This window comes from Mucilaginibacter sp. 21P (assembly GCF_019331605.1).
GTDB classification, from domain to species: Bacteria; Bacteroidota; Bacteroidia; order Sphingobacteriales; family Sphingobacteriaceae; genus Mucilaginibacter; species Mucilaginibacter achroorhodeus.
In genome coordinates, this window is the sequence record NZ_CP063061.1 from 1515325 (window position 1) to 1538552 (window position 23228).

Annotated in this window: 27 protein-coding genes; 14 read left to right on the forward strand and 13 right to left on the reverse strand. The window is 42.8% G+C overall.

The window, feature by feature from the left end:
- Positions 1–137 precede the first annotated feature (137 nt).
- From INP83_RS06745 to INP83_RS06765, 5 genes are all read right to left on the reverse strand, one after another.
- Positions 138–506, reverse strand: a complete 369-nt coding sequence (locus INP83_RS06745) for a VOC family protein (RefSeq protein ID WP_219126807.1) — start codon at positions 504–506, stop codon at positions 138–140.
- Between the two features lie 89 nt (positions 507–595).
- Positions 596–1033 (reverse strand): hypothetical protein, encoded by a 438-nt coding sequence (locus INP83_RS06750; RefSeq protein WP_219126808.1) that lies wholly within the window; start codon positions 1031–1033, stop codon positions 596–598.
- Positions 1034–1189: 156 nt separating this feature from the next.
- Positions 1190–1891, reverse strand: a complete 702-nt coding sequence (locus tag INP83_RS06755; RefSeq protein WP_219126809.1) for a MarR family winged helix-turn-helix transcriptional regulator — start codon at positions 1889–1891, stop codon at positions 1190–1192.
- Positions 1892–2037: 146 nt separating this feature from the next.
- Positions 2038–2457, reverse strand: coding sequence for a nuclear transport factor 2 family protein (locus INP83_RS06760; RefSeq protein ID WP_219126810.1), 420 nt, complete (start codon positions 2455–2457; stop codon positions 2038–2040).
- Positions 2458–2505: 48 nt separating this feature from the next.
- Positions 2506–3387 carry an alpha/beta fold hydrolase gene (locus tag INP83_RS06765; RefSeq protein ID WP_370630590.1) on the reverse strand — a complete coding sequence of 294 codons (882 nt, stop codon included), beginning with the start codon at positions 3385–3387 and terminating at the stop codon, positions 2506–2508.
- Between the two features lie 78 nt (positions 3388–3465).
- Here INP83_RS06765 and INP83_RS06770 point away from each other — a divergent pair, with 78 nt between their 5' ends.
- Entirely contained in the window at positions 3466–4473 is a 1008-nt protein-coding gene (locus tag INP83_RS06770; RefSeq protein ID WP_219126812.1) for an AraC family transcriptional regulator, read from the forward strand.
- 43 nt (positions 4474–4516) lie between these two features.
- Here the strand turns inward: INP83_RS06770 and INP83_RS06775 are convergent, their stop codons facing one another.
- Entirely contained in the window at positions 4517–5095 is a 579-nt protein-coding gene (locus tag INP83_RS06775) for a TetR/AcrR family transcriptional regulator (protein WP_219126813.1), read from the reverse strand.
- 88 nt (positions 5096–5183) lie between these two features.
- Between INP83_RS06775 and INP83_RS06780 the strand changes: the two genes are divergently transcribed.
- The 3 genes from INP83_RS06780 to INP83_RS06790 all read left to right on the forward strand — a co-directional run bounded on the left by INP83_RS06780 (position 5184) and on the right by INP83_RS06790 (position 8582).
- Positions 5184–6401, forward strand: a complete 1218-nt coding sequence (locus tag INP83_RS06780) for an FAD-dependent monooxygenase (RefSeq protein WP_219126814.1) — start codon at positions 5184–5186, stop codon at positions 6399–6401.
- A 750-nt stretch (positions 6402–7151) separates the two neighbouring features.
- The gene (locus INP83_RS06785; protein WP_219126815.1) at positions 7152–8132 is read left to right on the forward strand and encodes a BtrH N-terminal domain-containing protein; all 981 of its coding nucleotides are present in this window, start codon (positions 7152–7154) and stop codon (positions 8130–8132) included.
- Positions 8133–8210: 78 nt separating this feature from the next.
- Positions 8211–8582 carry a VOC family protein gene (locus INP83_RS06790; RefSeq protein ID WP_219126816.1) on the forward strand — a complete coding sequence of 124 codons (372 nt, stop codon included), beginning with the start codon at positions 8211–8213 and terminating at the stop codon, positions 8580–8582.
- A gap of 121 nt (positions 8583–8703) precedes the next feature.
- Here the strand turns inward: INP83_RS06790 and INP83_RS06795 are convergent, their stop codons facing one another.
- From INP83_RS06795 to INP83_RS06815, 5 genes are all read right to left on the reverse strand, one after another.
- Entirely contained in the window at positions 8704–9270 is a 567-nt protein-coding gene (locus INP83_RS06795) for a GrpB family protein (protein ID WP_219126817.1), read from the reverse strand.
- Between the two features lie 67 nt (positions 9271–9337).
- Entirely contained in the window at positions 9338–10216 is an 879-nt protein-coding gene (locus INP83_RS06800) for a hypothetical protein (RefSeq protein WP_219126818.1), read from the reverse strand.
- Between the two features lie 3 nt (positions 10217–10219).
- Positions 10220–10933, reverse strand: coding sequence for a hypothetical protein (locus INP83_RS06805; RefSeq protein WP_219126819.1), 714 nt, complete (start codon positions 10931–10933; stop codon positions 10220–10222).
- Between the two features lie 61 nt (positions 10934–10994).
- A complete protein-coding gene (locus tag INP83_RS06810) occupies positions 10995–11891 on the reverse strand; it encodes a GNAT family N-acetyltransferase (protein WP_219126820.1) in 897 nt (298 codons plus the stop codon).
- Between the two features lie 40 nt (positions 11892–11931).
- Positions 11932–12309, reverse strand: coding sequence for a VOC family protein (locus INP83_RS06815; protein WP_219126821.1), 378 nt, complete (start codon positions 12307–12309; stop codon positions 11932–11934).
- A 225-nt stretch (positions 12310–12534) separates the two neighbouring features.
- Here INP83_RS06815 and INP83_RS06820 point away from each other — a divergent pair, with 225 nt between their 5' ends.
- From INP83_RS06820 to INP83_RS06835, 4 genes are all read left to right on the forward strand, one after another.
- Positions 12535–13371 (forward strand): phytoene/squalene synthase family protein, encoded by an 837-nt coding sequence (locus INP83_RS06820; RefSeq protein ID WP_219126822.1) that lies wholly within the window; start codon positions 12535–12537, stop codon positions 13369–13371.
- Positions 13368–13859, forward strand: a complete 492-nt coding sequence (locus INP83_RS06825) for a hypothetical protein (protein WP_219126823.1) — start codon at positions 13368–13370, stop codon at positions 13857–13859. The genes INP83_RS06820 and INP83_RS06825 overlap by 4 nt, the downstream gene beginning before the upstream one ends.
- A gap of 5 nt (positions 13860–13864) precedes the next feature.
- Entirely contained in the window at positions 13865–14401 is a 537-nt protein-coding gene (gene idi / locus INP83_RS06830; RefSeq protein WP_219126824.1) for an isopentenyl-diphosphate Delta-isomerase, read from the forward strand.
- Positions 14402–14589: 188 nt separating this feature from the next.
- Positions 14590–17535: a lantibiotic dehydratase gene (locus INP83_RS06835; RefSeq protein WP_219126825.1), complete on the forward strand. Its 2946-nt coding sequence runs from the start codon at positions 14590–14592 to the stop codon at positions 17533–17535.
- Positions 17536–17572: 37 nt separating this feature from the next.
- On the opposite strand, the gene INP83_RS06840 is transcribed toward INP83_RS06835, so the two are convergent.
- Entirely contained in the window at positions 17573–18310 is a 738-nt protein-coding gene (locus INP83_RS06840) for a LytTR family DNA-binding domain-containing protein (protein WP_219126826.1), read from the reverse strand.
- Positions 18307–19392, reverse strand: a complete 1086-nt coding sequence (locus INP83_RS06845; protein WP_219126827.1) for a sensor histidine kinase — start codon at positions 19390–19392, stop codon at positions 18307–18309. Before INP83_RS06845 ends, INP83_RS06840 begins: the two co-directional genes overlap by 4 nt.
- Positions 19393–19493: 101 nt before the next feature.
- Between INP83_RS06845 and INP83_RS06850 the strand changes: the two genes are divergently transcribed.
- From INP83_RS06850 to INP83_RS06875, 6 genes are all read left to right on the forward strand, one after another.
- Positions 19494–19658, forward strand: coding sequence for a hypothetical protein (locus tag INP83_RS06850; RefSeq protein ID WP_219126828.1), 165 nt, complete (start codon positions 19494–19496; stop codon positions 19656–19658).
- A gap of 110 nt (positions 19659–19768) precedes the next feature.
- Entirely contained in the window at positions 19769–20836 is a 1068-nt protein-coding gene (locus INP83_RS06855) for a hypothetical protein (protein ID WP_219126829.1), read from the forward strand.
- Between the two features lie 90 nt (positions 20837–20926).
- Positions 20927–21760: an RteC domain-containing protein gene (locus tag INP83_RS06860; protein WP_219126830.1), complete on the forward strand. Its 834-nt coding sequence runs from the start codon at positions 20927–20929 to the stop codon at positions 21758–21760.
- Between the two features lie 102 nt (positions 21761–21862).
- Positions 21863–22387 (forward strand): hypothetical protein, encoded by a 525-nt coding sequence (locus INP83_RS06865; RefSeq protein WP_219126831.1) that lies wholly within the window; start codon positions 21863–21865, stop codon positions 22385–22387.
- 64 nt (positions 22388–22451) lie between these two features.
- Positions 22452–22733, forward strand: coding sequence for a DUF4134 domain-containing protein (locus tag INP83_RS06870; RefSeq protein WP_255563307.1), 282 nt, complete (start codon positions 22452–22454; stop codon positions 22731–22733).
- Positions 22730–23218, forward strand: coding sequence for a hypothetical protein (locus INP83_RS06875; protein WP_255563270.1), 489 nt, complete (start codon positions 22730–22732; stop codon positions 23216–23218). The genes INP83_RS06870 and INP83_RS06875 overlap by 4 nt, the downstream gene beginning before the upstream one ends.
- Positions 23219–23228 lie beyond the last annotated feature (10 nt).

The window sequence follows — 23228 nt, forward strand, 5'->3', positions numbered from 1 at the left end:
TATCGGTATCTATACTGTTAATTGCTCAATTACAGAACGGCCTTGCAAGTGGAAGATAGGATTTGAAGTCTAATTTACGGTGATCACGTTCAAGTGAACTAAATGCAATTCGAAGAAAGACTATCTTAAAATAATCATTATTGTGCCTTGTACTGAAGAAATTCAAACCGGTTATCAAAAGGATCAAAAAAGGAAAATCTATCCATGCCCGGAATTGCAATATCCTCTTTGATCCTGACACCATTTTCAACAAGGTGTTTCCTGGCTTCTTCCAGGTTTTTTACCTGAAAAGCGGGATGGCGCTTCGAGTGGTTGATCTCGTTCTCCACGCCGATGTGTAACTGGATATTGGCTACTTGGTACCACAAGCCACCATTGGGGATCAATGCCTCGGGTTTACTGATCTCTTTGAATCCAAGTATCCCGGTATAGAATTGGCGAGCCTGATCTTCAGCGCCAATGGGTATACAAACCTGTATGTGGTCCAATCGTTCAATTGTTATCATAATTTGTACTTAATACTTAATAATCATACGTAAATTAATGATCGATAAGTATAGCACCCATATTAGATCGGGATTAAAATGAACGATCCTCAATCTGAAGTTAAATTAGCCATACGTTCAATACCTGCATGAACACCTTTTCTGATCATATCGCCATAACCTGATCCAGGTAGGTCTTTCAGGTGATCAGCTGCAGTTTGGTAATATTTTAATGCAACTGTGAATTGATCTAGATCCTCATGGCATTTCGCGATGTTAAGGTATAATGAAGGCAGGATCGCTAAAACGGACTCATCTTTGATCTGTAAGGCATAACTTAACGCCGTTTGATCCCATCCGAGTTTTTCTTCAACAGAATTTTGATGGCGTGCCAGATAATGTGCGGCAGTAAATTTTTGTACGTTATTGACGGCGATATTCCAGGCTTCTTGGAATAAAGCCATGGCTTGTGCCGGTTTAGCTTCGCCTTCTAGTTCCATACCTTGTGCACAAAGTTTTACGACCGGATCATCAGCGTCAAATGTCATTGTGTAAAGTGCTTAGTTTGATCAAGTCAGAGGATTGCTTCCAAGGTCAAATATTAAAAATATCTAGTGCCTATTTTTGTATAAAAGAAGATATGTTTCATGCCAACGTCTCCTGCATCACTGCATAATGATGTATTTTAAAAGCCCAGGTCCATTTTATTTAGGCTGAAGAAAAGCCTGCAATTGTTGAATGTCCATATTCCTGATCTCCGCATATTCGCTTCTATGAAAGATGTCCAGTTTTTGCAGGATCGCCAAAAGCATATCTCTTTCGTCGGTAGCCAAGTTATGTACTAACAATTCAGACACCAACCCAAGTTTTTTAAACATGGATTCTAAAAGCCTCTTTCCGTTCTCCGTTATCTTCAGGCGCTTGCTTCTTTTATCTAATCCATCATTAAATTGTACCGCCAGCTCATTAGCCAGTAACCTACGGATGATCTCGGTCCCTGAAGTTTTCTCTTGGAAGTTCTGATTGATGAGTTCGCTTTTGGTGATGCTCGTGATGTTATAAAGCATGGCCAGGTAAGAAAGCTCTTCAAGGGTTTGCAATGGTGTATTTTCGAATGCTTTTTTAGCGTAATTGCGTGCATGCCTGTTGATCAGCAGTAACAACCTGCTGATATTGTTCTCGACATTCTTTTTTTTGTCCAGGTTGATCACATCAGATTCCCTTTGTTCTGGTTTGATGCTGATCTGGTTTTGCTGTGAACTGTGAGCGACCTCCTTTGGTTTGCTGCGGTTTAGATAATCCTGGAAATCCTGCATCGTCAGGTCTTTTTCAAACCCATGCTCGTTTTCCAGTTCCTCTACGAGATGTATTAATTGAACCAACAAATTGTAGTTTTTCCTGTGCATGTACCAAAGCAAAGATCAAAGGTGTAATTATTTAGACCATATCGAAAATCTAAACTAAAAAATTACACTTAGATCCCGTAATGTGCAATGATCATGTATCTGCCTCAGAGTTTATTATATTGGACAACTCGAATTTTTAAGGTGTTTTAGTCGGGCTTAAGAGCTTTTACAAGGGCATGGCTATCCTCTAAAAACCGATAGTAGACGATCAGGCCATCCTTAATTCGAAAGTGTGCTGAAAATGGAGAATTATAGTCCTTCCCGGTCGCCAGCATAGTAGAAACAAATGTACCTGTAACAACGCCAAAGTCCCCGCCCGTAATTAGGTGTTCAATTTCGAAGGCTTTGGATTCAATGTTAACCAGTAGCAGATCAAAAAAATCTTTCACCTCTCCTGAAGTTGTTCGATATCCCAGCCAGGGTGCTAAAGATTTTTCACCCGGTATAAACCAATCGATCTTTGGTGCGAATTTACCTGCGATCTTTGTGGTATCGCGAGAAGCTAATGCATTATAAAAATCTTCAATTACCCTTTTAGTCGTTATTGTTTCCCTATCGTATTCCATAGTAGTTGCATTATTTAGATCTTATGTATGACAATTAACTCAGTTCTGTTATTCATTGATAAATGCAATAAGATCTGAACACACTTTCTGCCAGGCACTGATCTGTATGCTGTGTGCTTCGTTCGGATAGGTTTTCAATTTTGCATTAGGTAACAGCTCTCTGGAAGGTATTGCGGTAAGCTCCAACGGAGATGAGCGGTCATCCTCGCCATGCTGCAATAATACAGGTATCGTTATCCTGGAAAGTGTCGTTCTCAGATCTGCGAAGAAAAGCAGTTGTTGTAATTCGATCACGGTCTTAAGGGATGCCGACGTGGTCAGGTTGACTGCCCAGTCGATCATCTCGGAAGAGATATCCGTGTGTTTACTTGTAAGATTAAAGAATTGTTCAGCCAGGCTCTTGACAAATGCCGGTTTGTCCTTTTTCATGGCGTCAATAGCAGCGTGAAGTAGATCCTCATCCATTCCGTCTTGATTGGTTCCATCCTTTCGCAGATAAGGTGTCGTTGTAGCGATCAGGCTGGCTTTCACAACTTCTTTGGGTTGATGCGTAGCCAGATAATGAGCAATGACCGCACAACCCATCGAATGACCTACGAGTACTACATCCTCCAGTCCTAAACTAGAAATTACTGAGCCAAGGTCATTTCCAAGTGTCTCGAGGTCATATCCGCTCCAGGGTTGGTCAGATCTTCCACATCCGCGTATATCGTAAGCAACACACCGGAAACCATTGTCGCATAATTCATTCATGAGGTATTCCCATGAATCCGAAGCCAGACACCAACCGTGTACCAGTAAGATGGGATTTCCTTTTCCCCAATCCTTGAAGTGTAAGCAGACATCATCAGAAATTTTTATAAATGCCATATCATTTGTTTTTCGTGTCTGACAAAGGTGATTTGAAAAGTCTATCGGTAAATTGCTCATAAACGACAATTGCTTACCATTTTGCGACAAGGCTAATATTTAGCAGACGGAGCCTTTATCTTTGTCAGAGAGATAGACATGAATAAAAACTTTAACGTGATCGCGGCAAGTATGATAGCTTACTTCGCTTACCGCGAATTACCTTCCGACAGGCTATGTCGATCAGCAGGGATCGACAAGGGCAGTATGTTCGAAGACGCTACTATGATCAGTGAAGAAAAGATAAGAAATCTTTGGGTGAATGCAGTAAAGCTGAGCAACGATCTACTTTTTGGTCTTCATTTTGGTGAATCCTTGCAACTCTCCGCGCTCGGTATCGTTGGTGAATTGATCAAGACGTCTCGTGATGTAGGGACAGCAATTACAGCCGCAGCAAACTTGATATCCACCATTACACCGCTATTCAGGATGGAGATGTGTTCAGATGAAATCCATTTCGTTATCAAACTTCTTCCCACCGAACGTTATGATCATAATGACCCGGTTTGCGGGCAGATCCGCGATTTCCTGACCGCATTTACGATCCATGAGCTCGATGGGTTGACCTTAAAAAAGATACGGCCAGTAAGTGTCATTTATCCAGCGGACAAATCTAATGTGCCGGAATACGAACGGGTCCTGCGGTGCAAACCGTCTATCGGTGATCATGTCGGGATAACATTTGAGATCCAAGACTGGGATATGCCGATCATCACTTCGAATTACGAATTGCAACAGCTGCTATTGCAAAGCAATGCTACAGTTAAAGATCGCATGAGTAGTGAGGTTTCCTTTAAAAATAAGGTAACGAACTACATGCTCTCCAATGCATATTTAGGATTACCGTCTATCGAACAACTTTCTTCCAACTTTAATATCAGTAGTAGGACCCTGCAACGCAAACTCAGCGTTGAAAACAGCAATTTTCAGCAGATCACCGACAATGTGCTAAAACGTCTTGCCATTTCCTATCTAAAGGAAGGATCACATACGTTAAAAGAAATTGCTTACATGCTAGGTTATAATGACCCAAGCGCCTTCTCAAGGGCTTTTAAAAAATGGACAGGCTTTCCGCCAGCGACCTATCAGCGAAATGAGGAGCATTGATCGACGACCAATTCTTGCCAATAAGGGCCTGGACGATTAATATTTACTTACCGGTGCTTATCAAAATGGTCTCCACGATCTCTTTAACATAAGAACGAAGTGAGGCCTCGTTGTTTAATTGCAGCCCGGTAAATGCTTTTAGATCTGCTGATGATGCTGAAATAGATGCCAGGGATGCGTACAATAAAGACACTTTAAGTTTCAATCGATCCGTGTCTTTCTCCAGTTTTAACTTTTCAGCTGTTTCAAGCATGGTCAGAAAGACCTTTTGGTTAGTATCATTGGTCTGGTCGCTTCCAAGCGTATTCCATACCCTGGTCCTGGCAAATTCCGGATACCTGATACATCCCTCATGTAAGAACACCACCAGATCGATCAGCGGGGTAATTCCTGAATGTTTATCCATCGGGTGCGCCATTAACCAGTTATCAATATTCCTGGTCATGATCTTTTCAATGGCAGCATTATAAAGTATTTCCTTGGTGCTGAAATAATAATGAATGGCGGCAATATTCACGCCGGCTGCTTTAGCGATCTCGCGTACCGTTACGTCTGCCATCGGTAAACGGAGCAACATTTCTTCGGTGACCTGAATGATCTTCTCTTTTGATGCCTTAGCCATTAGTTCTATGTTTTATTTCAATCGCTGTAACAAATCTAACAAAATTAAGTCATTGTTTTAAACGGTGTTTAATTTTTGATTTTACAAAATGAAAAGCAAGACAATATTGATCTCCGGTGCAAGTATTGCCGGGCCAACGTTGGCCTGGTGGCTGAGCTATTATGGTTTTGATGTCACGGTCGTTGAGCGTGCGCCAGAATTGCGGAGGGGTGGTTATAAGATCGATCTACGCGGAGCGGCGGTCGAGGTCATTAAACGTATGGGACTTTATGAAAAGGTCAAGGATGAACAAGCCGGGATGACCGGAGCAGCCTTTGTTAACGACAAAGGAAAAATTTTAGCCCGGTTACCGGCAAACCTGATCGGCTTACGGCAAAATGATGATGTGGAACTTATGCGCGGGGATCTGTCCCGAATCATCTATGAAGATACGGTCACCAAGTGTCGTTATCTGTTCAATGATTCGATAGATACGATAACTGAACAAGGCGAGCAGTTAGCAGTTACCTTTAAAAATAGCCAATCCCAACTGTTTGACCTGGTGATCGGCGCTGATGGGATACATTCGCATGTGCGTTCATTGGCGTTCGGACCTGAATCAGCCTTTATGCAAAACCTTGGTGATTACTTCTTTGCCATATACAGCGTGCCAAATTACCTGAAACTTGATCGCAGCGAATTGTTTTACGCCAAGGCTGACCGTGTATGTAATCTTTACAGAACCCGGAATAGTGCGGATGCCAAAGCCTTGTTTATCTTTCGTTCACCTGGATTTAATTATGACTACAGGAATCAAACCTTGCAAAAAGATCAGCTCAAACAAACTTTCGCAGATATGGGTTGGGAGGTCCCCAAGGTGCTTGCTTACCTCCATGAAGCGCCAGACTTTTATTTTGACACCGTGCAGCAAGTACACATGAAGGCTTGGTCATCCGGCAGGATCGCTTTATTAGGCGATGCTGCCTGGGCGCCTTCTTTAGCTTCGGGGCAGGGAACCAGTATGGCTGTAGTGGGTGCTTATGTATTGGCCGGTGAACTTTTTAAAGCGCAGGGAGATCATCAAATAGCTTATCCTTCTTATGAAACTGCTATGCGCCCTTTTATTGAAAAGAACCAGCTATTAGGCAGGCATGTTAAGCAGATGGTACCATCATCCAACTGGCGTTTGCGTTTACAGTTGATGATGATCAGACTAATGCCTTACCTGCCGATGGGCAACCTGATCATTAAGAAAATGCTGGAAGAAGTAAGTGTTGCGGCAAATGGGATCAGGCTTCATGATTATAAGCAGCTGATCATTACATAATACTTTATGTCGAAAGTTAGGGAGGTGTTACCAGCATGATGATCTTGTTGGTGTATCAATCTGGATTCTTATATTTATTTAGGTAGCGATTTTGTGTTGGCTTCTATTTCTTTTTGTATCAACGTCAAAGCAATTTTTAAACCTTTGATCCTGTTTATAAGCAAAGTTGATTGGGAATTCCTCTTAGTCAATTTTTTTAGAGATTCCTCACATTTATGCGTTAGCGAAGTGATTACAGTGTTTGCCTGGATCAAATCTGATTCTGAATAATCGTTCATTTTAATCGAATTAAGGCTTTTTTTATTTAAGCCAACTTTAAAATTACGTATTATATTTTATAACCGAACATCTATGTAAAAATGTTAAATTTAAGACAGAGATAAACCTGATTTTAAATAAGTAAACGCTAATTGGGTTAAATCAATTGAAGCTCCATATGGAAAATCTGTTCAACACTTACCTGCCGGAAAATTTCACAACGTAACGCCATATTCCTAATCGGATCTTATAAAGTTGGTGAAAAGTTTGGTGCAAAAGTTAAACTGACGGATTGCTAATGACTAATTTGTATAATGAATGTAAGAAAGAAGTGCCAAAAAATCTTCTTTAAATTATAGACTCGAAATATTCCAAACAATTTTGAAGCAGACATTGATGTTGATGAGGTCTGAGTCGTAACTTTCTATCCTGAATTATTCGAAAGGCTAACAAGATAGAGAATCCTCAGTTAATAAAGACAGTGCCACTAGTATGAAAGTAGAAAACATAAAAGCATTTGACGGACAACATTGCGAGACCACAGCAACAGGAACTTTGTTGCGACAAATCGGAATTGAACTTTCTGAACCAATGCTTTTTGGAATTGGACAAGGACTTGGTTTTATTTTTTGGAATATGAAATCAATGGATTTTCCTTTCATTGGCGGACGAGTGAAAACGGATTTACTAACACAAAATATTGCTAGAAATCTTAAACTTGAACTGACAGTTAAAGAAACTTCTTCAACGCAAAAAGCTTGGGACAACGTAAAGCAACTAATTGACAGTGGAAAAATTGTTGGACTGAAATTAGACTGTTTTCATTTAGAATATTTTTCAAAACCATTTCACTTTGCAGGACATTACGTTGCTATTTATGGTTACGACAATGAAAACGCTTTTTTGGTAGACACTAAACAACAAGGTAGGCAAGTGAAAACAAGTTTGACAAGTTTGGCGAAAGCCAGAGCAGAAAAAGGATTAATGTCTTCTAAAAATCTTTACTATATTTTAAACAAGACCAATGAAGAATTTGAAATTAAAACAGCCATATTAAATTCAATTCGGAACAACGCAACGGACTATATCAATCCGCCCATAAACAACATTGGTTACAAAGGAATTTTAAAAACAAGCAAAGAGATTTTCAAATGGTTTGATACTAGTAAAAACATAAAAGCCGAATTTGAAACTTGTGCCATGATTATGGAAAAAGCAGGAACAGGCGGAGCATTATTTAGAAATTTATACAGAGATTTTCTGAAAGAAAGTTACGAAATTCTACAAATCGAAACGCTTGAAAAAGCACATGGTAACTTTGTTGATATCGCAGAATTATGGACACAAATTGCAGAATTATTCATAAAAGTTAGCAAGACAGAAAACAGGAAATATATTGAACAAGCATCAGAAGTATTAAAACAACTATCAATAAAAGAAAAATTAGCAATGGAGTACTTGGCGAAAATTTAGCCGAAACGCTAATGAAGAATACCAAACCGGTAGGACTATAAGTAAATGCTAATTTAGTTAGATCAATTAGAATTCTCTATGGAAAATATATTCAACACCTACCTGCCTGAAAAATTTCACAACGTAACGCCATACATTTTTTCAGAAGAGCCTGAACGACTGATCAGCTTTCTGAAAAACGCTTTCGGAGCAAAGGAAATTCATCGTTCTTTAAATCCGGCAAATGGTGACCCGGCCAATTGTATCGTTTGTATGGGAGATAGTTGTTTTATGATCAGTCAGGCCAGGGGCGAATTCTTGGGCATGAGAACAGCACTTTATCTTTTTGTAGACGATGTTGAGGCTATACATCAAAACGCTGTAGAAAACGGTGCTACGGTATCATTTGAGCCGGCATACATGCCCTATGGTGACAGGCAATCCGGTATTATCGATCCAGCAGGTAACTAATGGTGGATTTCTAAAAGAGAGCTTAAAAAGGGATATCATGAGTAGCGGCTATGGCTGTAAAGGGTCGGGAGCAACGACCTTCAACTATTCTTTAACAATTACAGAAAGTCCTTATCAGATATCAAAATGTGTTTTGGTGACCGGGAAAGTAGCTGTCTAAGACTGATGTAATGAAGTTAGATTTCGCTGCCGTATACAACTCCCTGTCGTTTTGATATCTTTCAGCTAACTGAGCTTTCAGATCAGCATATTCTTCGACCAATGCCGGATGGGCAAGAAGAATATTCCTGAATCTTTTGATCAATTCATATTTTCCTGATCCGGATAATATCAAGTGGAGGTGTGCGAACCGGCGATCGTCGACAACTTTAACGAACGTTCTTCGATGATATCGTTCAGCATCTAATTCCAGGGGGATCAGGTGCCAATCTTTTTTCCCCAATACCAACAATATATTCTCAGTTTCTGAAAAGTCAGGGACGGGATATGCCAGATCGATTATCGGCTTTGCCGCCAACCCAGGTACGGCAGTACTACCAACGTGGATCAAATGATCAGGGTCAAAGGAGTATAACCCGGTAAGTTCAGTTACCAGCCGTTCATATTTAACAGGCCATTCGGGGTTGTAAGGTTCAATATGAACCTGTTCCGTTGCCCACTTGGGCCAGTTTGTTGATTCGTTGTTCATGATTCCAACAGTTGAGCTATCAATACCAACACCTGCTTATAGAAAATCAACGCTATGTCTCTTATAGTTAACGAATCACGTCCTTAAAAGCTCCAATTTTCCCACATTCGAGCGCTACAAAGATATACTCATCACCGATGGCAAGTCCATGGGGTTCGGAGTTTTCGGTTGGTAGGTCAAATTCAACCATATTGCCATTTAAATCTATGCTTGCGATCTTATTAGCTCCCCATTGCGTAAACCAAAGTTTATCTCCTTTTTTATAGGTAATGGCATGAGGTTTGGCATTTGGCGTAGCTAGTTCATATTCCGTAATGGTATTGTCCGGATTTACCCGTCCGACTTTATTTCCCAATATTTCTACGAACCAAATGGTGTTTTTCGGTCCCAAACAAATTCCAACGGGGCCTGATCGCTCTGTGGGTATAGGTATGTTTTTAAAGTTTCCCTGCTTATCTATCTTTCCAACCGAATTAGCCTGGTTCAGCGTAAACCATACATTCTCATTTTCATCGATCGTTATAAAGCTGGGATAAGAATTATCTATCGGTATGGTAAATTCAGCATATTTAAGCTTCGAGTCAAGCTTACCTATCTTGTTGGCATTCATTAGCGTAAACCAAACAGAATCATCTTTTGGGTTATGTGCAATGCCAAACACGCCAGAATTCTCATGTTCTAAATCATGTTCTTTTATATTCCCGGAATAATCAATTTTGCCTATTTTATTGCCAGTAGTTTCCGTAAACCACAACGCGTTAGCGCCTTTAACAATAATCGAGAGTCCTGCGTTTTCTGTGGGTACAATAAATTCAGAAATAGTCCCTTGTGATGTAACCCTTCCGATCTTGTTCCCTTTGTTTTGCGTAAACCAAAAGGCGTCATCCTCTCCAAAAACAATACCGTATGGCGAACTATCTTTGGCTATCTCAATTTCTTTTATCATATATTACTTCTTTATTACGTTACCTTTTTCATCCAGGGACTGAATTAACGGTTCGTTCTTTTGATCAATGAATAAGCGTAACCTTGGTCGGCCTTTTGAGTCGGTCAGGAATAGCCCCACTTCACCATTTTTGTTTTTGCCAAGGAACATCCTTTGTGCAAGATGTCCCTCATCTTTGTAACGTTTAAGTCCCCGGGCATAGGCACTGGTATCTTTCAACTTTTTCAGCGAATCGAAGTAGCTGATCTGCCCGGAAAGCGGCAGTTCATCGCGGTCGTTCAGCGTAAACCCGTAACTTCTCAACGGCTTACCGGGCCGGTTCTCCTGATCGTAACTTAAGGTCATGATCTGGTCGTTCTTATATTGATCCATTGTCATGAACATGGCGGCCTCTTTCTTATCTCCATTATAACCCAACCCGCCGCATTCGTCCCCCTCATCGTTAAAGAACAGGAGCCCTGCAGGCCTGTCACGTTTAGGCAGGTCTTTATTATCCATCCGCCCCGGATGCTGACGGGCACGGTTACTGATCACCATACGTAGCGTGCCATCAGCTTCAACAATGTTGATCCTTTCAGCCGTAAGTTCTTTACTTTGGCTGTTTCCTTTAAAAAAGCATACGCCGATCAGCACGATCAGTAAAATGGTAACCCCGATACCATATCTTTTTAAGATCCTAACCTGCCTGGCCAATTCTTCAACAGCTATATTTTGCATAGATGATCGTTTTAAATAATGAGATAAAGAGCTATTAACGTAGCAAAAGAGCAAAGTGATATTAAGCGTTATCTTCCCAGATCACCTGTATGATCTGCCATTTGCCTTCATGTTTCATGAAGTGTAACATTTTATTTCCGCTGCCCCTGTAATCATTACCCTGAAGCACCCCGCTTTTCTCATATCTGGATAAGCGTTGGGCAATTTGGCCAATGATCCTGGTTTCAGCCTGAACTTCATATTCGCTGAAGCCGGTCAATGTCCCATCGGTCAGGATCTTCTTCCTTGGTTCGATGAAAGACCCCAGGTCATAGATCTCTGCCCCGTCGGCCGTTTTCTTGATGATCTGTGCCTGCTCATGGCAAAGTTCAGTGATAAGGTCAAATTGCGGAGCTTCCGCTGTGTTGGTAAATAATGCAAAGAACGCTTGCGTAAGTTTATCGATCTGCACCTGGTCTGCACTTAACGCATATTGGCGCAAAGCTTTATTATCTACTTCCAATGTAGTTTCATAAAAAAAATTCAGCTTCTCCAACAATTTGATGGACCGGATATTGGCTTCTGTGGTGATCGCCAGGATCTTGTCTGCCAGTAAAGGTTCGGGCAATGCATGCAGCACCGCTTGCGTAGCTTCGGCTGAGTAACCTTTGCCCATGTAGCTTTCCAGGAAAGCAAAGCCGATATCATAATGGTCCAGGTATGGTCGCTTGATCAGGGTAATGATGCCAATAGGAATACGCCCGTCCTTTAATCTGACTGTCCAGTACTGTATGTCAGGATTAGCGATGACCTTCTCAATATAACCAATGGCATCAGTTCCCGACCGGACATTACGGTCACCTATAAAGCTTAGCCAGCCGGGAGAGTTGACCAGTTCAAAGATAAAACTGTGGTCGTTTACGCTTAGTTCGGTTAAGTGAAGCCTTTTGGTGCTTACCTCGGAAATACTATCGATCATAGGTTGTAATATGGTTAGTTTTTTAATTAACGCTCGTTAATTAAGGTTTTATATGAATGTTGTTGTGGCTCAATATATTGATCAACCGTCCGAAAGGGTCTCGTGCATAAAATCGGCGTACACCCCAGGGTTCATCTGTCGGGCCATATTCTATAGGAATGCCAGCTTCGTACATTAGACGATAAGCTGTGTCTATGTCGTCAACTTCTATGGACAGGTCAGGAACGTCTGTACCTGAACCACCTTGCGAAGCGAAGCTAACCTGTACACTCATTTTTTCATCGTTGCCATAGGTAGCGATCCAACCGTGATCCATTAACAGGTCAAGCCCTAAAATGTCACTATAAAATAGTTTTGCAGCTGGTGGATAAGGCGCTTTGAAATTGGCCACAATGCGTTTAACGGTTATTTTCTTCATTACATTTCAATGTCCTGTTGCTAAATAAAATTATTCAAATCTTCCTGAAATATCAGCGCTCTTGAGGCGCAAAAAGTTCCTTATCAAAAGTTCACTAAAAATAAGTACAATTTTGTAATAAAAATAAATTAATACATATTTGTACTATAATAAAGCTTGTATCATTGGGTTTTATTGGCCTGAAGCCTGATATCAATGCGGTAAGCAACGATCAATTTGTAGAAAATGAAAGAAAGATTTGATGTGTTATCTGCCACCTGCAGCCGGGCTACAACGAGATTGTACAGCACAAGCTTCTCGCTTGGTATTTATTTCCTGGAAAAGGAACTCAGAGACCCCATATATGCAGTGTACGGATTTGTCAGACTTGCTGATGAGATCGTTGACAGTTTTCATGATTACCCCAAAGCCGAGTTGTTCAACGATTTCAAAACGGATTGTTTTCTGGCGATCGAAAGAGGGATCAGCCTTAACCCTGTCTTGAATTCATTTCAACGGGTAGTTAATCAATATTCCATAGATCACGATCTGATCGTGAAATTTCTACAAAGCATGGAGATGGACCTTTCAGAACAGGTTTATAATACGGCTAAGTATGATGAATACATCATGGGATCAGCGCAGGTGGTCGGACTGATGTGTCTTCAGATCTTTACCAACGGTGACCGGGAACAATTCGAGCGGTTATGCTCACCCGCAATGAGACTGGGGTCGGCCTTTCAGAAAGTGAACTTTCTGCGTGATGCGAAAGTAGATCATCAGGATCTAAGCCGAAATTACTTCCCTGATGTAGACCTTGCAAAATTTTCTGATGTGCATAAAGCAAAGATCGAAGAGGAGATCAAACAGGAATTTAAAGAAGCGCTGAAGGGGATCAAAGACCTGCCCGACTCTTCCCGGAAAGGGGTTTACCTGGCTTATGTATATTACCGGCAGCTTTTCCGGAAGATCTCAAAAGTTCCGGCAAAACGTGTGATGACAGGACGGATCCGTGTTTCCAACTTTGAAAAATTTTGGCTGATGCTGGATTCTTTGGTCAAGTATCAACTGAATGTGCTGTGAAGTTATTGTTCGGATGCCTTGTATTAGTTTACTGTTATTGGTTACCGCCGCAGATAAATGATCTGCCTGAGATCAGAAAACTTGCTGCCGGGTCTACCATTGACAATAATCAGGCGCGTAAGTTCGCCGCTGCGATGGTATCTGTCAGTTCGGCCGATGCCCCGGTGATGATCTGTTACAAGGGGGCAAGCGTCATGATACAAGCCAAATACGCCTTTAACCCTTTTGTGAAATTCGAAAAGTTCAAAACGGGTAAAGCACTGATCGAACAGGCTTTTCAACGCGACTCAAGTAACGTTGAAATTCGCCTGATCCGTTATTCGATACAAAGCAACCTGCCTGCTTTCCTGGGTTATCATTCAGAAATAATAAATGACAGGCTATATATTCAGAGGCATTTCGGTGAATGCCAGGATGCCGAACTAAAAAAAATGATCTTAAGTATTCAGTCTTTATCAGGAACGCGAGCTAATGGATCAAAACTATAGGGCAATTGGAAGATAGAGTAATTCTTGTCGATATCGATGGTCATATGACCGGAACAATGGAAAAAATGGCTGCCCATGAAGCGGGCGTGCTTCATCGTGCCTTTTCCGTTTTTGTATTTAATTCAAATGGACAGCTATTATTACAGCAAAGGGCTTTCGAAAAGTACCATTCAGGTGGAACCTGGACAAATACCTGTTGCAGTCACCCCAGACCAGGTGAAAAGACGGCGGATGCCGCCCATCGACGCCTGATGGAAGAAATGGGGATGAAATGCGACATAAGAGAATACTTCCATTTTATTTACCGGCACGAATTTTCTAACGGTCTGATCGAGCATGAATATGATCATGTTTTCATTGGCTATAGTGATCAAATACCTATACCCGATAATGCCGAGGTCGCAGATTTCAGGTACACAGACACGGAGGATCTCAAGGGAGATATCGTTAATGATCCTGATAGTTTTTCCCCCTGGCTGAGGATCTGCCTAGACCGCGTTACCGCTATCGTAAAGCAGAGGTCGACAGAAGGCATCAATTGAACATTTGCATATCTATAACTTTAAAACCGTTACATCTTGTTCGTTCCGATCTCAACCTGATCCCAAGCTATACCATATCTGCAAATTGCCTTCCGTTTTTAGGTTTAATATTACACACGGTTCTATGCTAGTCAAACAGTTGCTATCCGCTTTCGAACCAAAGAAAAATTAGAACACAACTTTTCCCTATGGATCATTTCTCATTTTATAAGAACCTGCTTTTGCGGTCGCCTGTCGGAAGTGCGGCGCGTTATACCCTCGACGTTGAAAAGATCCTGGCAGATGAAGTATTCACAGATGCTGTTTCTATTGCATCCCCTTCGTTTTATAAAAGGATAATACAGGAAAAGAAACTTGATCCGCGTACGATCCTGACCCTGCGCAAATATTATAACAGGTTCTGTTTCAGGCCTACGCCGTTCGGCTTTTTCGCCGGTGTAGCGCTCACCAGTTGGGCTCAACACAGATCTCCCGAAGCAGACAGACAACTATCTATATACGTCACTGCTGATCGTCACCTCGATCATCTGCTTAGGGAACGGTCTTTACCCTGTCCAGATGATCTCATGGAACCGAATCCGACGCTTTACAGCGTCCAACGGGAGTTCCGCTTCATCCAGACGGAAACCGATCCCATCACAGGCAAGCGACAGTATTTACTTCAGGCAACGGATCGGACGTCGTTACTTGCTCGATTAATACGATTTTGTAAGGAAGGGAGATCAAGGAAAGAACTGATCGGTCTTATTCAGCGTGACAGCGGATGCGAGCTTGGGGAAGCAGAAGATTACCTTTCTTTTCTGACCACTAATCAGATCCTGTTAGGTAAACAAAGATCCGGAATAACGGTGGTGACCGATGGTGTAGATAAGTTTCCTGATTTTACTGGAACTTATGATTGGTGTTCCGGTAAAGTGCATGATCTTTATCAAGCTGCCAGCAATTCACTGAACGGATCGATCCGGTATGACCGCCCGTTATTGAATGTGATCAGTTTCTGGGAAAGCCCATCCTGCCATATCGATCTGAAGGTGCAACATTCACTTAGTGATGGTCTTTGGGCGATGGAGCAACTGGCAACCCCATACCAAGTTCCCGCTCTTAAAAGGTTCGCTGATCAATTTCAGGCGCATTTTGAGGACCGGGAGATCCCAATACTGGAAATACTTGACCCGGAGACAGGAATCGCTTATGGTGTTTTGGAAAAAGAAACAGGAAATAATTTGCTGGAAACATTTGACATTGATCGCAGGGTTGAGCACAATACCTCTAACGAATGGACCGCTGTACACCGCTTCCTGCTTAATGCCTGGCATGATCAGGCAGGACGGGATCATGACGTTATACAACTTGATGAAAAGGCACTAAAGCAAATCAAACGGAGTAGTGAAATCAATGGGACCTCCGGTTTTGGGGTTTTATTTAAAGAATCATACGATCAGGTGTGGATCGATTCTGCCGGCGGCTATCATACGAACGCGTTGATCGGCCGGTTTACGACAGCGAATGAAGCGATCAGAAATGCAGCCAGGGAAATGGCATTACAAGAGCAGCATCTTAATCCAGATATCATCTTTGCTGAAATATTGCACCTTACCGACCTGCGTACAGATAATGTTAATCGCCGGGCTCAGATACTGGATATGGAAATACCGATAACAGCGGCAGCTTCAGTTGGAAGGGAGATGCAGATCGCACTGAATGACCTGATGGTAAGCGTGCAAGATGGACAGGTGCTATTACGTTCTTTATCCCGTGGATCAATGGTCCTACCCAGACAAAGCTCGGCCTATAATCACGGGATCAATGATCTTCCTTTATTCCGTTTTCTGGCAGACCTGCCTTACCAATATGCAGCACCGCTGCGTACACTGGATATGATCCAATTGTTTCCAGGGCTAGATCGGTATCCTCGCGTGTCATACAAGCAAACCGTCTTGTCACCGGCAAAGTGGGTATTGAATGCGGATGAGATCGGCCAGATCAAGAGTGATCCCCATTACTTTACCATCATCAAGGCGAAAATGAATTTACCTGACCATTTCCTGCTGACAGAAGGAGATCAGCAGTTGTTGTTCAACAGCTTATCCGATGCCGAGGTGTCCATGTTTATTGAATGCATTGGAAAGGCATCCCAAGCTATATTACAGGAGGTACCTCTAAATAGAAGAACGGGAATGCCTGTTTGCGAGCAGTTCAACGCTTTTGTGCTGCCGGTTAATCCGCTGAAGCTGCCTGATCTTCCATTAAACAGTGATCCTGATAGGTCAAACAAAAGAAAATTCATTCCAGGGTCGGAGTGGTTATATGTAAAGATCTATACTTCACGTTTAGGTACAGATGCACTTTTAAGGGAATTATGGCCTTTTCTGAAACGGCAACTGCGCCAGGGTTACGCTACTAAATGGTTCTTTGTACGGTATGAAGACCGGGGACCCCATCTCAGGCTCCGTCTGTTGATCGACCGGGCAAAACTTGGCCAGATCATGGTCGAATTATGCGATTTATTTGAGCGGAAGGTCGAACGGAACGTCATCAGGGAATTTCAGGTAGACACTTACAGCAGGGAATTGGAGCGCTATGGTGTCCATGATTTTGAGGTAGTGGAGGATCATTTCTATGCCAGTAGTAGGTTGGTTCTCCGGTATTTGACCATGCCGCAGGCAAGGGCGTCCAATGATCGTATTCTATTTGCATTAATGGTCACGCACAATTTGAGCAGATCGGCTTTTCCGGATGAAGATAGCCTGATGAGCTTTTACCAGCAGCGGTATCAACAATTGGCAAGCGAGTTCAGCGGTGACAAATTGCACGTGGCGCTTGATAAAAAATACCGTGAAATAAAAACAAGGATCAGCGAGGTTATGGAAAATAAGGCTTTTTTCGCCTCGATCAGGGTTAACAAGTGGTTTATCTTTTGCCTAAGCACCTACCTGAAGCTTCTAAAACAGGTCGATCAGAAAGGGCCTCAACATCTGCTATTGGTAAGCAGCCTGATCCATATGCATCTCAACCGGCTGTTCATTACAAAAAGTCGCCAGCAGGAAATGGCTGTATTTTATTTCCTGGCTAAACATATGGCGGGAACAAGGGCTAAAAGAGCAGCCGGAACTGGAAAATACGGTCACGCTTAGCCACATTTAGCCGACTTCATAGATCTTAATTGACCGCTTATGAAGCCCGGTTCGATCTAAGCAAGGCACTATCCATGTATTCAAGAAATAACTGCTTATAATTTTCACCCATTGGCAGGAAGCGGCCATCTGCCAGCCCGACCTGGTTACGTTCAATGATCCTTGCAAAATCGATGTTGATCACGAACGACCGGTGTATGCGCATGAATTTATTCGTAGGTAGATGTTCCAGGATCTCTTTCAAGGTGAGGTAGGTCATATGCTTGCCGTTGACCGTATGGATCTGTATATAATTGACCGCACCTTCTATAAAGATTACTTCATCGAACCTGATCCTGAACATTCTGCCTTTGATCTCACTTTTAATGTTGAAATAGTCTGCTGTTTCCAATGCCGGTGGTGCGCTTGCCCGTAGCCATTTGCGTTTCACTCTGTTAATGCATTTGATAAAGCGTTCATAATCTATAGGCTTAAGCAAGTAATCATAAGCGTCTTTTTCGAACGCCTGAATGGCATACTGCGGATAAGCGGTAGTAAATACGACCGTGGTATAAAGATTGATCATATCTGCAAGCTCAAGACCGGATAACTGCCGCATATCGATGTCTATGAATGTGATCTCAGGTACGTCCTTACCGGTAAGAATATCGATAGCCTCAACCGGATTTTCAGAGTAGCCGCTAAGTTCCAGTCCCGGTGTGGCAGCAATGTGATTTTTCAATAAGGCGATGGCATCTGATTCATCGTCAATGACATAACAGCGTATCGGCTTCATAGTTGTATGATTAATTCTGCAAAATAGTCCTCATCATTCTCTCTGATAACAAGTTCGTATTGTCCCGGATAGATATTGTTCAATCGCTTCCGCAAATTCACCAAACCGATCCCTGTAGATGGATGCACGGCCGGTCTTTTCTTGTTAACCGTCTTGAAGGATAAATGGTTCTCATGGATGACAAGTTCAGCTACAGCGGGATGATCCGGTTCTCCGCATTCGCCGTGTTTGATCATATTTTCAACCATGGTGAGCAATGCAAGTGGCAGAATGGACAGTTCGTTTAACGTCCCTTTTTGATGGTACGACAAATAGCGCTTGTCCCTGAAACGCAGGCGGTCAAGTTCGATCAGATTCTGTACCTGTTTGACCTCTGTTGCAAGGCTCACTTTTTTATCCTTTTCATTGCCGGCGGTGATGGAATACCTTAATAATTCTGATAAGAGCATGATCCCTTTACCTGCACGATCCGACAATTGGTATACCGCGTAGTAAATGAAATTGAGGGAATTAAACAGGATGTGTGGACTGATCTGATTTTGCAGGTAAGCGTTCTCCATGGAAATATACTGGTTCGTTAATTCCAGATTAAGGTTCCGTTGTTTTAATTGCTCTATCTCCAACTGCCTGGCCTGATCGCGTAAATGGGTCACGTAGAGCAGTGCCCAGTAGGCTATACTGAATCCGATAAAAAAGATCAGCCGGAACAAGTTGGAAAGCAGATATGCGCGGGTAAACATGGTAGCGTGCAACGAAGGGTTATAGCCCCCTTGCAACACGCTGTCCAAAATAACCTTTAAGGCTCCAAAAACAATGATCTCTGCCAAGATCAATAAGGTGGCTATCAGATAGGGTTTACCTGACCTGTGAAAACTGTAATTCAATATCACATGGGCATTAAAGTAAAACAGGCCAATATAGAGGAGATAATAAACGAAGTAATGAGTATAATGGCCGTTAAGTCCTACGCTCGCGGCAATACAGAGCAATTCATAAACGATAAATACTGACCATACCAACAGGTGGTAGCAAACCTGCTTTTTGTTGGGTGACAAGTTCCCATTTTCTTTCAAAACGGTCATTTTTATATCGTGATAAGGTTTCTACATAGGGCAAATGCCTTTCTGCGTAATAAACTTTTATTAAAATCAGGGGAAAATAGTTTTGCTCAAAACGTCATATTATGAGAACGAGCAAAGCAAAAAAACTATCCAAAAGGCTAATGACCATTACTGATTTCAGCAGCATCCCTCATCAGGAAAACCCGACAAAGGACACTTCAGACACAACAGCTACGATGACCATCATCGTCACTACGATCAGCACACATGCAGGTCTGAAAAATTAAATTAAAGTTAATAAAAAGTAACTGGTTACAGATAGTAAACCAAATGCAATTACTATTCAAAAAGGAGACTGATCTTGTTCAAGCGAGAGACACATCAACTGGAAGCGGTGGTGGGAGAACTCTTAATTTCCGCGACCGACTGGCAAGCCGACCAACTGGCTTCCTGGAGGGACCGCATGCTCAAGGCGATCGAGGATCTTCAAAAACGTCTGTCCGGTCAATTTTTAAATGCGTTAAAGGAACAGCCGCTGAAACGCTATTTGCATTTCCACCAACGTTACCTGATCCATCTTTCTGATCGTCTAACAGATCTCCGTAGTCAAAGCGCTGGTTTATCCTCAACGATAGCTAACGTTATCAACGAGGTTCTTGAGGGTATCGAAAAGGTACTGGATAATGCGAAGGAGCATTTTGGGGAGGGTTTTGACCTTTCCGCTTCTGTATCACTATATCATAAAGAAAGATCAGCGCAGATCAGGTATTCTTTTTCGATCCCCAATTGTGATCAGCGAACATATGGACTACTGGAAGCGGTAGCTAACACATTGAATGAACTAACTGAACCAAATACGCAGCGGAAACCAACTTATTACGAAATGCTTTTTGCCCATAAGATCAGCAGCATCATAGCTCAACTATTGACGATGACAGCTATCGATAGCCGCCTGCTTTTCGACCGGCTTTATATGGAAAATTTCAATGCTCCTGCCTTTGCCCTTTGGTATCAGCAGGATGTTCTTGAAAGTATAAGCGGACTTGATGGTGCTGCCCGTAAACAGTTCCTTAATCAAGAGATCAATAGATTGCTGCTTACCGGTATACCACCTCGACAAGGTTTTCATGAAGACCGGCTCTCCATCAATGAAGAACTTACACGCTGGGTCGTCAAAGTAGCTACGTTAGATACGGGGGCTGTCCAGCAATTGCCGCTTGACCTGTCAGTAACCCAGATCGGTCTTTTTATCAGGCTTTGTCAACAGACCGGCTGTTTTCATGAGCAAAGTATATCCGGTCTTCTACGCTTTTTCGTACGGCATTTTACCTCTAAAAAGCAAACCCATATCTCACAGAAAAGCCTCGCTAAGGCTTTTTATAATGCTGATCAAACGACGGCGGCGACTTGCCGGGCCTGGTTACAGCGCATGATAGACCAGATCAATAAACGATATTTTCCATAATGAGCCTATGTAACACATTGACACAGCATTGTTAGCTACACCAGCCACGAGTGCGGGTGGCATTGCTGACTTTAATTAAACGATAATGATATGATCGCAAAATTCAGCGAAAGGCTTTATGCGGACCTGATGAGGGACCTCAACGAGTTCGTACTGGAGGAAGATAATATGATCAGGCGTTTAGAAAGATCGGTAAAAAGCTGCGTCAAATATCTCCTGCGCCTTAAAGAGTTTTGTAAGGAGCATGACCCATCAACTCCCGCGGAACAAATCGAATTCTTTAAGCACATTAAACCCAAATTCAAGTCACAACTGATCTTTTACCAATCACTGCTGAATATAGAGATCCGTAAACCGATCGGGGAAGAACAGGTGATCTGTGCTTATCTGAACAATGAGTTGAAGGTGCTCCATCATTTCTTTGAAAGTAACCTTTCATTTTACCAGTATGTGCGGACCGAAGCCACCTATCTTGATGAGTATTATTTTGTCCGTGGATCTTATGATGTGCATCTTGATCCTGACCAGTGTGTGGTCGATTTTGACCCCTCGTTCAGTACTACTCATGATCATAAGCTTGCCCAGGTGATCGCGAGCGAATTATTGCAGGACCACCTTCAGCAGGATATCCTGCGTATCACCCAACGGGAAAGCAATGCACAGGCAGGTGCAGAAATGCGTGACTTTGACTGGAAGCAGACGAAATGTGCATTGATCGAACTGATCTACAGCTGGCATGCTACAGACGCGTTCGGTAAAAAAAGCCTTAAAAGCATTGTTAAATTTATTGAGCGGGCATTCAATGTTTCGCTGGGTAATTTCTACGATACTTATGACTGGTTGTGCGGTCGCCAGGCACCAACCGCTTATCTCGACGAGATGAAAGAAGCATTTCTTTTACGGGCACAGAAACGATTGCGATAAAAAAGCAGGACTCCGACTCGGATAAACTCGGAGTAGTGAGGCGTCCAAACCAGGGAGATTTGTATCAACGCTGCAATGGAGCAGCGCTGTAAATCTAATGTTATGTTAGCACACATCTCCTGGACGACCTATCTGCTCAGCGTACTGGCAGCGGTCCTCGTCTATTATTTGTGGTTCGGCATTCAATTCTATCGGAAGGGGATCGCCGGAAATTTCGACAGTAATTTCGGAACGAACAACCGGCAGTCGTTTACCCCGCCGATCGCTCCCGTCATGGGTGCCGTCGCAGAAGAACCTGAAAAGGTAACGAACTCAGATGAGTTAGTATTCGGCGAATCAGCACCAGATGAATCAGTTGGTGATCAACTTAACAGTTATGACGAGCCAGATCGCCTTCGCTTACGGAAAGAGGCAGAAGCGTTGATCAGTGTGATCGCTGAATCGGCAGAACCCAAAGCGCATTTTCTCCTATTAGCCGGACTTCTTACTGAGAAATATGCATCGGTCACTGATAGTGAAGACCGGGAACAGATCGTTCAGCGTTTCCTTGATCCGTCAAACGGATTTGCCTTTGAATTAAAGGCTGAGGATCTGAATGAATTATGGCGTGAACCAATCAATATCTAAAATCATGAAATCAAAATCTTTTTATGAGCAAAATATTGCGGTAAGGATAATCGCAGTATTTACAATGATCTGTTCTTTGATCACCTTAACCTTTATTTCTGCGGCTGCGCAGGATGGGAATGCTGGTATCACCGAAGCGACCAACCAGGTCAAAAGTTATTTTGACACCGGTACGAACCTGATGTATGCCATCGGCGCGGTAGTGGGCCTGGTGGGTGCGATCAAAGTATATAAAAAATGGAGCGACGGAGAACATGACACCGGTAAGGTGGCTTCAAGCTGGTTTGGCGCCTGTATTTTCCTGGTGGTCGTTTCTACGGTACTCAAATCATTTTTTGGCGTATGAAAGCAACGATCGATCATATTCGCTGCCCGCTGCACCCTCATACTTTATCGGTGCGGCCGATACGCAGATGGGTCGAGGACCACTGTGAAGGCAGCGTGCTGAATTTATTTGCCGGAAGAACCCGGCTTGATGTAGACGAGATCCGAAACGATGCGGATCATGACGCCGATGCAGACTTTCATCTGGACGCACTTGAGTTTTTGGAGCGCTGGCAAGGCGGCCCGTTTGACACCATTCTGCTTGACCCGCTTTCGTCCATCCGCAAAAGCGAGAACGCTGATCAGACAAGGGTAGCCAGATATTTCCGTGCGCTGAAGGATGCCATCGTAAAACAGCTTAAACCCGCTGGAAAGGTCATCACTTTCGGCTATCATACGATCGTCATGGGGAAAGGCCGCGGATTCGAGTTGGAGAAGATCGGCGTATTCAGCCATGGCGGGGCTGCTCATGACACGATCGCCAGTGTAGAACGGTATCAACTTTAAAAAACCGGTC

Excerpts from the sequence above, each read along its gene's own strand:
- INP83_RS06745 (WP_219126807.1), bottom strand. The coding sequence starts at position 506 with ATGATAACAATTGAACGATTGGACCACATACAGGTTTGTATACCCATT.
- INP83_RS06750 (WP_219126808.1), bottom strand. The coding sequence starts at position 1,033 with ATGACATTTGACGCTGATGATCCGGTCGTAAAACTTTGTGCACAAGGT.
- INP83_RS06755 (WP_219126809.1), bottom strand. The coding sequence starts at position 1,891 with ATGCACAGGAAAAACTACAATTTGTTGGTTCAATTAATACATCTCGTA.
- INP83_RS06760 (WP_219126810.1), bottom strand. The coding sequence starts at position 2,457 with ATGGAATACGATAGGGAAACAATAACGACTAAAAGGGTAATTGAAGAT.
- INP83_RS06765 (WP_370630590.1), bottom strand. The coding sequence starts at position 3,387 with ATGAGCAATTTACCGATAGACTTTTCAAATCACCTTTGTCAGACACGA.
- INP83_RS06770 (WP_219126812.1), top strand. The coding sequence starts at position 3,466 with ATGAATAAAAACTTTAACGTGATCGCGGCAAGTATGATAGCTTACTTC.
- INP83_RS06775 (WP_219126813.1), bottom strand. The coding sequence starts at position 5,095 with ATGGCTAAGGCATCAAAAGAGAAGATCATTCAGGTCACCGAAGAAATG.
- INP83_RS06780 (WP_219126814.1), top strand. The coding sequence starts at position 5,184 with ATGAAAAGCAAGACAATATTGATCTCCGGTGCAAGTATTGCCGGGCCA.
- INP83_RS06785 (WP_219126815.1), top strand. The coding sequence starts at position 7,152 with ATGAAAGTAGAAAACATAAAAGCATTTGACGGACAACATTGCGAGACC.
- INP83_RS06790 (WP_219126816.1), top strand. The coding sequence starts at position 8,211 with ATGGAAAATATATTCAACACCTACCTGCCTGAAAAATTTCACAACGTA.
- INP83_RS06795 (WP_219126817.1), bottom strand. The coding sequence starts at position 9,270 with ATGAACAACGAATCAACAAACTGGCCCAAGTGGGCAACGGAACAGGTT.
- INP83_RS06800 (WP_219126818.1), bottom strand. The coding sequence starts at position 10,216 with ATGATAAAAGAAATTGAGATAGCCAAAGATAGTTCGCCATACGGTATT.
- INP83_RS06805 (WP_219126819.1), bottom strand. The coding sequence starts at position 10,933 with ATGCAAAATATAGCTGTTGAAGAATTGGCCAGGCAGGTTAGGATCTTA.
- INP83_RS06810 (WP_219126820.1), bottom strand. The coding sequence starts at position 11,891 with ATGATCGATAGTATTTCCGAGGTAAGCACCAAAAGGCTTCACTTAACC.
- INP83_RS06815 (WP_219126821.1), bottom strand. The coding sequence starts at position 12,309 with ATGAAGAAAATAACCGTTAAACGCATTGTGGCCAATTTCAAAGCGCCT.
- INP83_RS06820 (WP_219126822.1), top strand. The coding sequence starts at position 12,535 with ATGAAAGAAAGATTTGATGTGTTATCTGCCACCTGCAGCCGGGCTACA.
- INP83_RS06835 (WP_219126825.1), top strand. The coding sequence starts at position 14,590 with ATGGATCATTTCTCATTTTATAAGAACCTGCTTTTGCGGTCGCCTGTC.
- INP83_RS06840 (WP_219126826.1), bottom strand. The coding sequence starts at position 18,310 with ATGAAGCCGATACGCTGTTATGTCATTGACGATGAATCAGATGCCATC.
- INP83_RS06845 (WP_219126827.1), bottom strand. The coding sequence starts at position 19,392 with ATGACCGTTTTGAAAGAAAATGGGAACTTGTCACCCAACAAAAAGCAG.
- INP83_RS06850 (WP_219126828.1), top strand. The coding sequence starts at position 19,494 with ATGAGAACGAGCAAAGCAAAAAAACTATCCAAAAGGCTAATGACCATT.
- INP83_RS06860 (WP_219126830.1), top strand. The coding sequence starts at position 20,927 with ATGATCGCAAAATTCAGCGAAAGGCTTTATGCGGACCTGATGAGGGAC.
- INP83_RS06865 (WP_219126831.1), top strand. The coding sequence starts at position 21,863 with ATGTTAGCACACATCTCCTGGACGACCTATCTGCTCAGCGTACTGGCA.
- INP83_RS06870 (WP_255563307.1), top strand. The coding sequence starts at position 22,452 with ATGATCTGTTCTTTGATCACCTTAACCTTTATTTCTGCGGCTGCGCAG.
- INP83_RS06875 (WP_255563270.1), top strand. The coding sequence starts at position 22,730 with ATGAAAGCAACGATCGATCATATTCGCTGCCCGCTGCACCCTCATACT.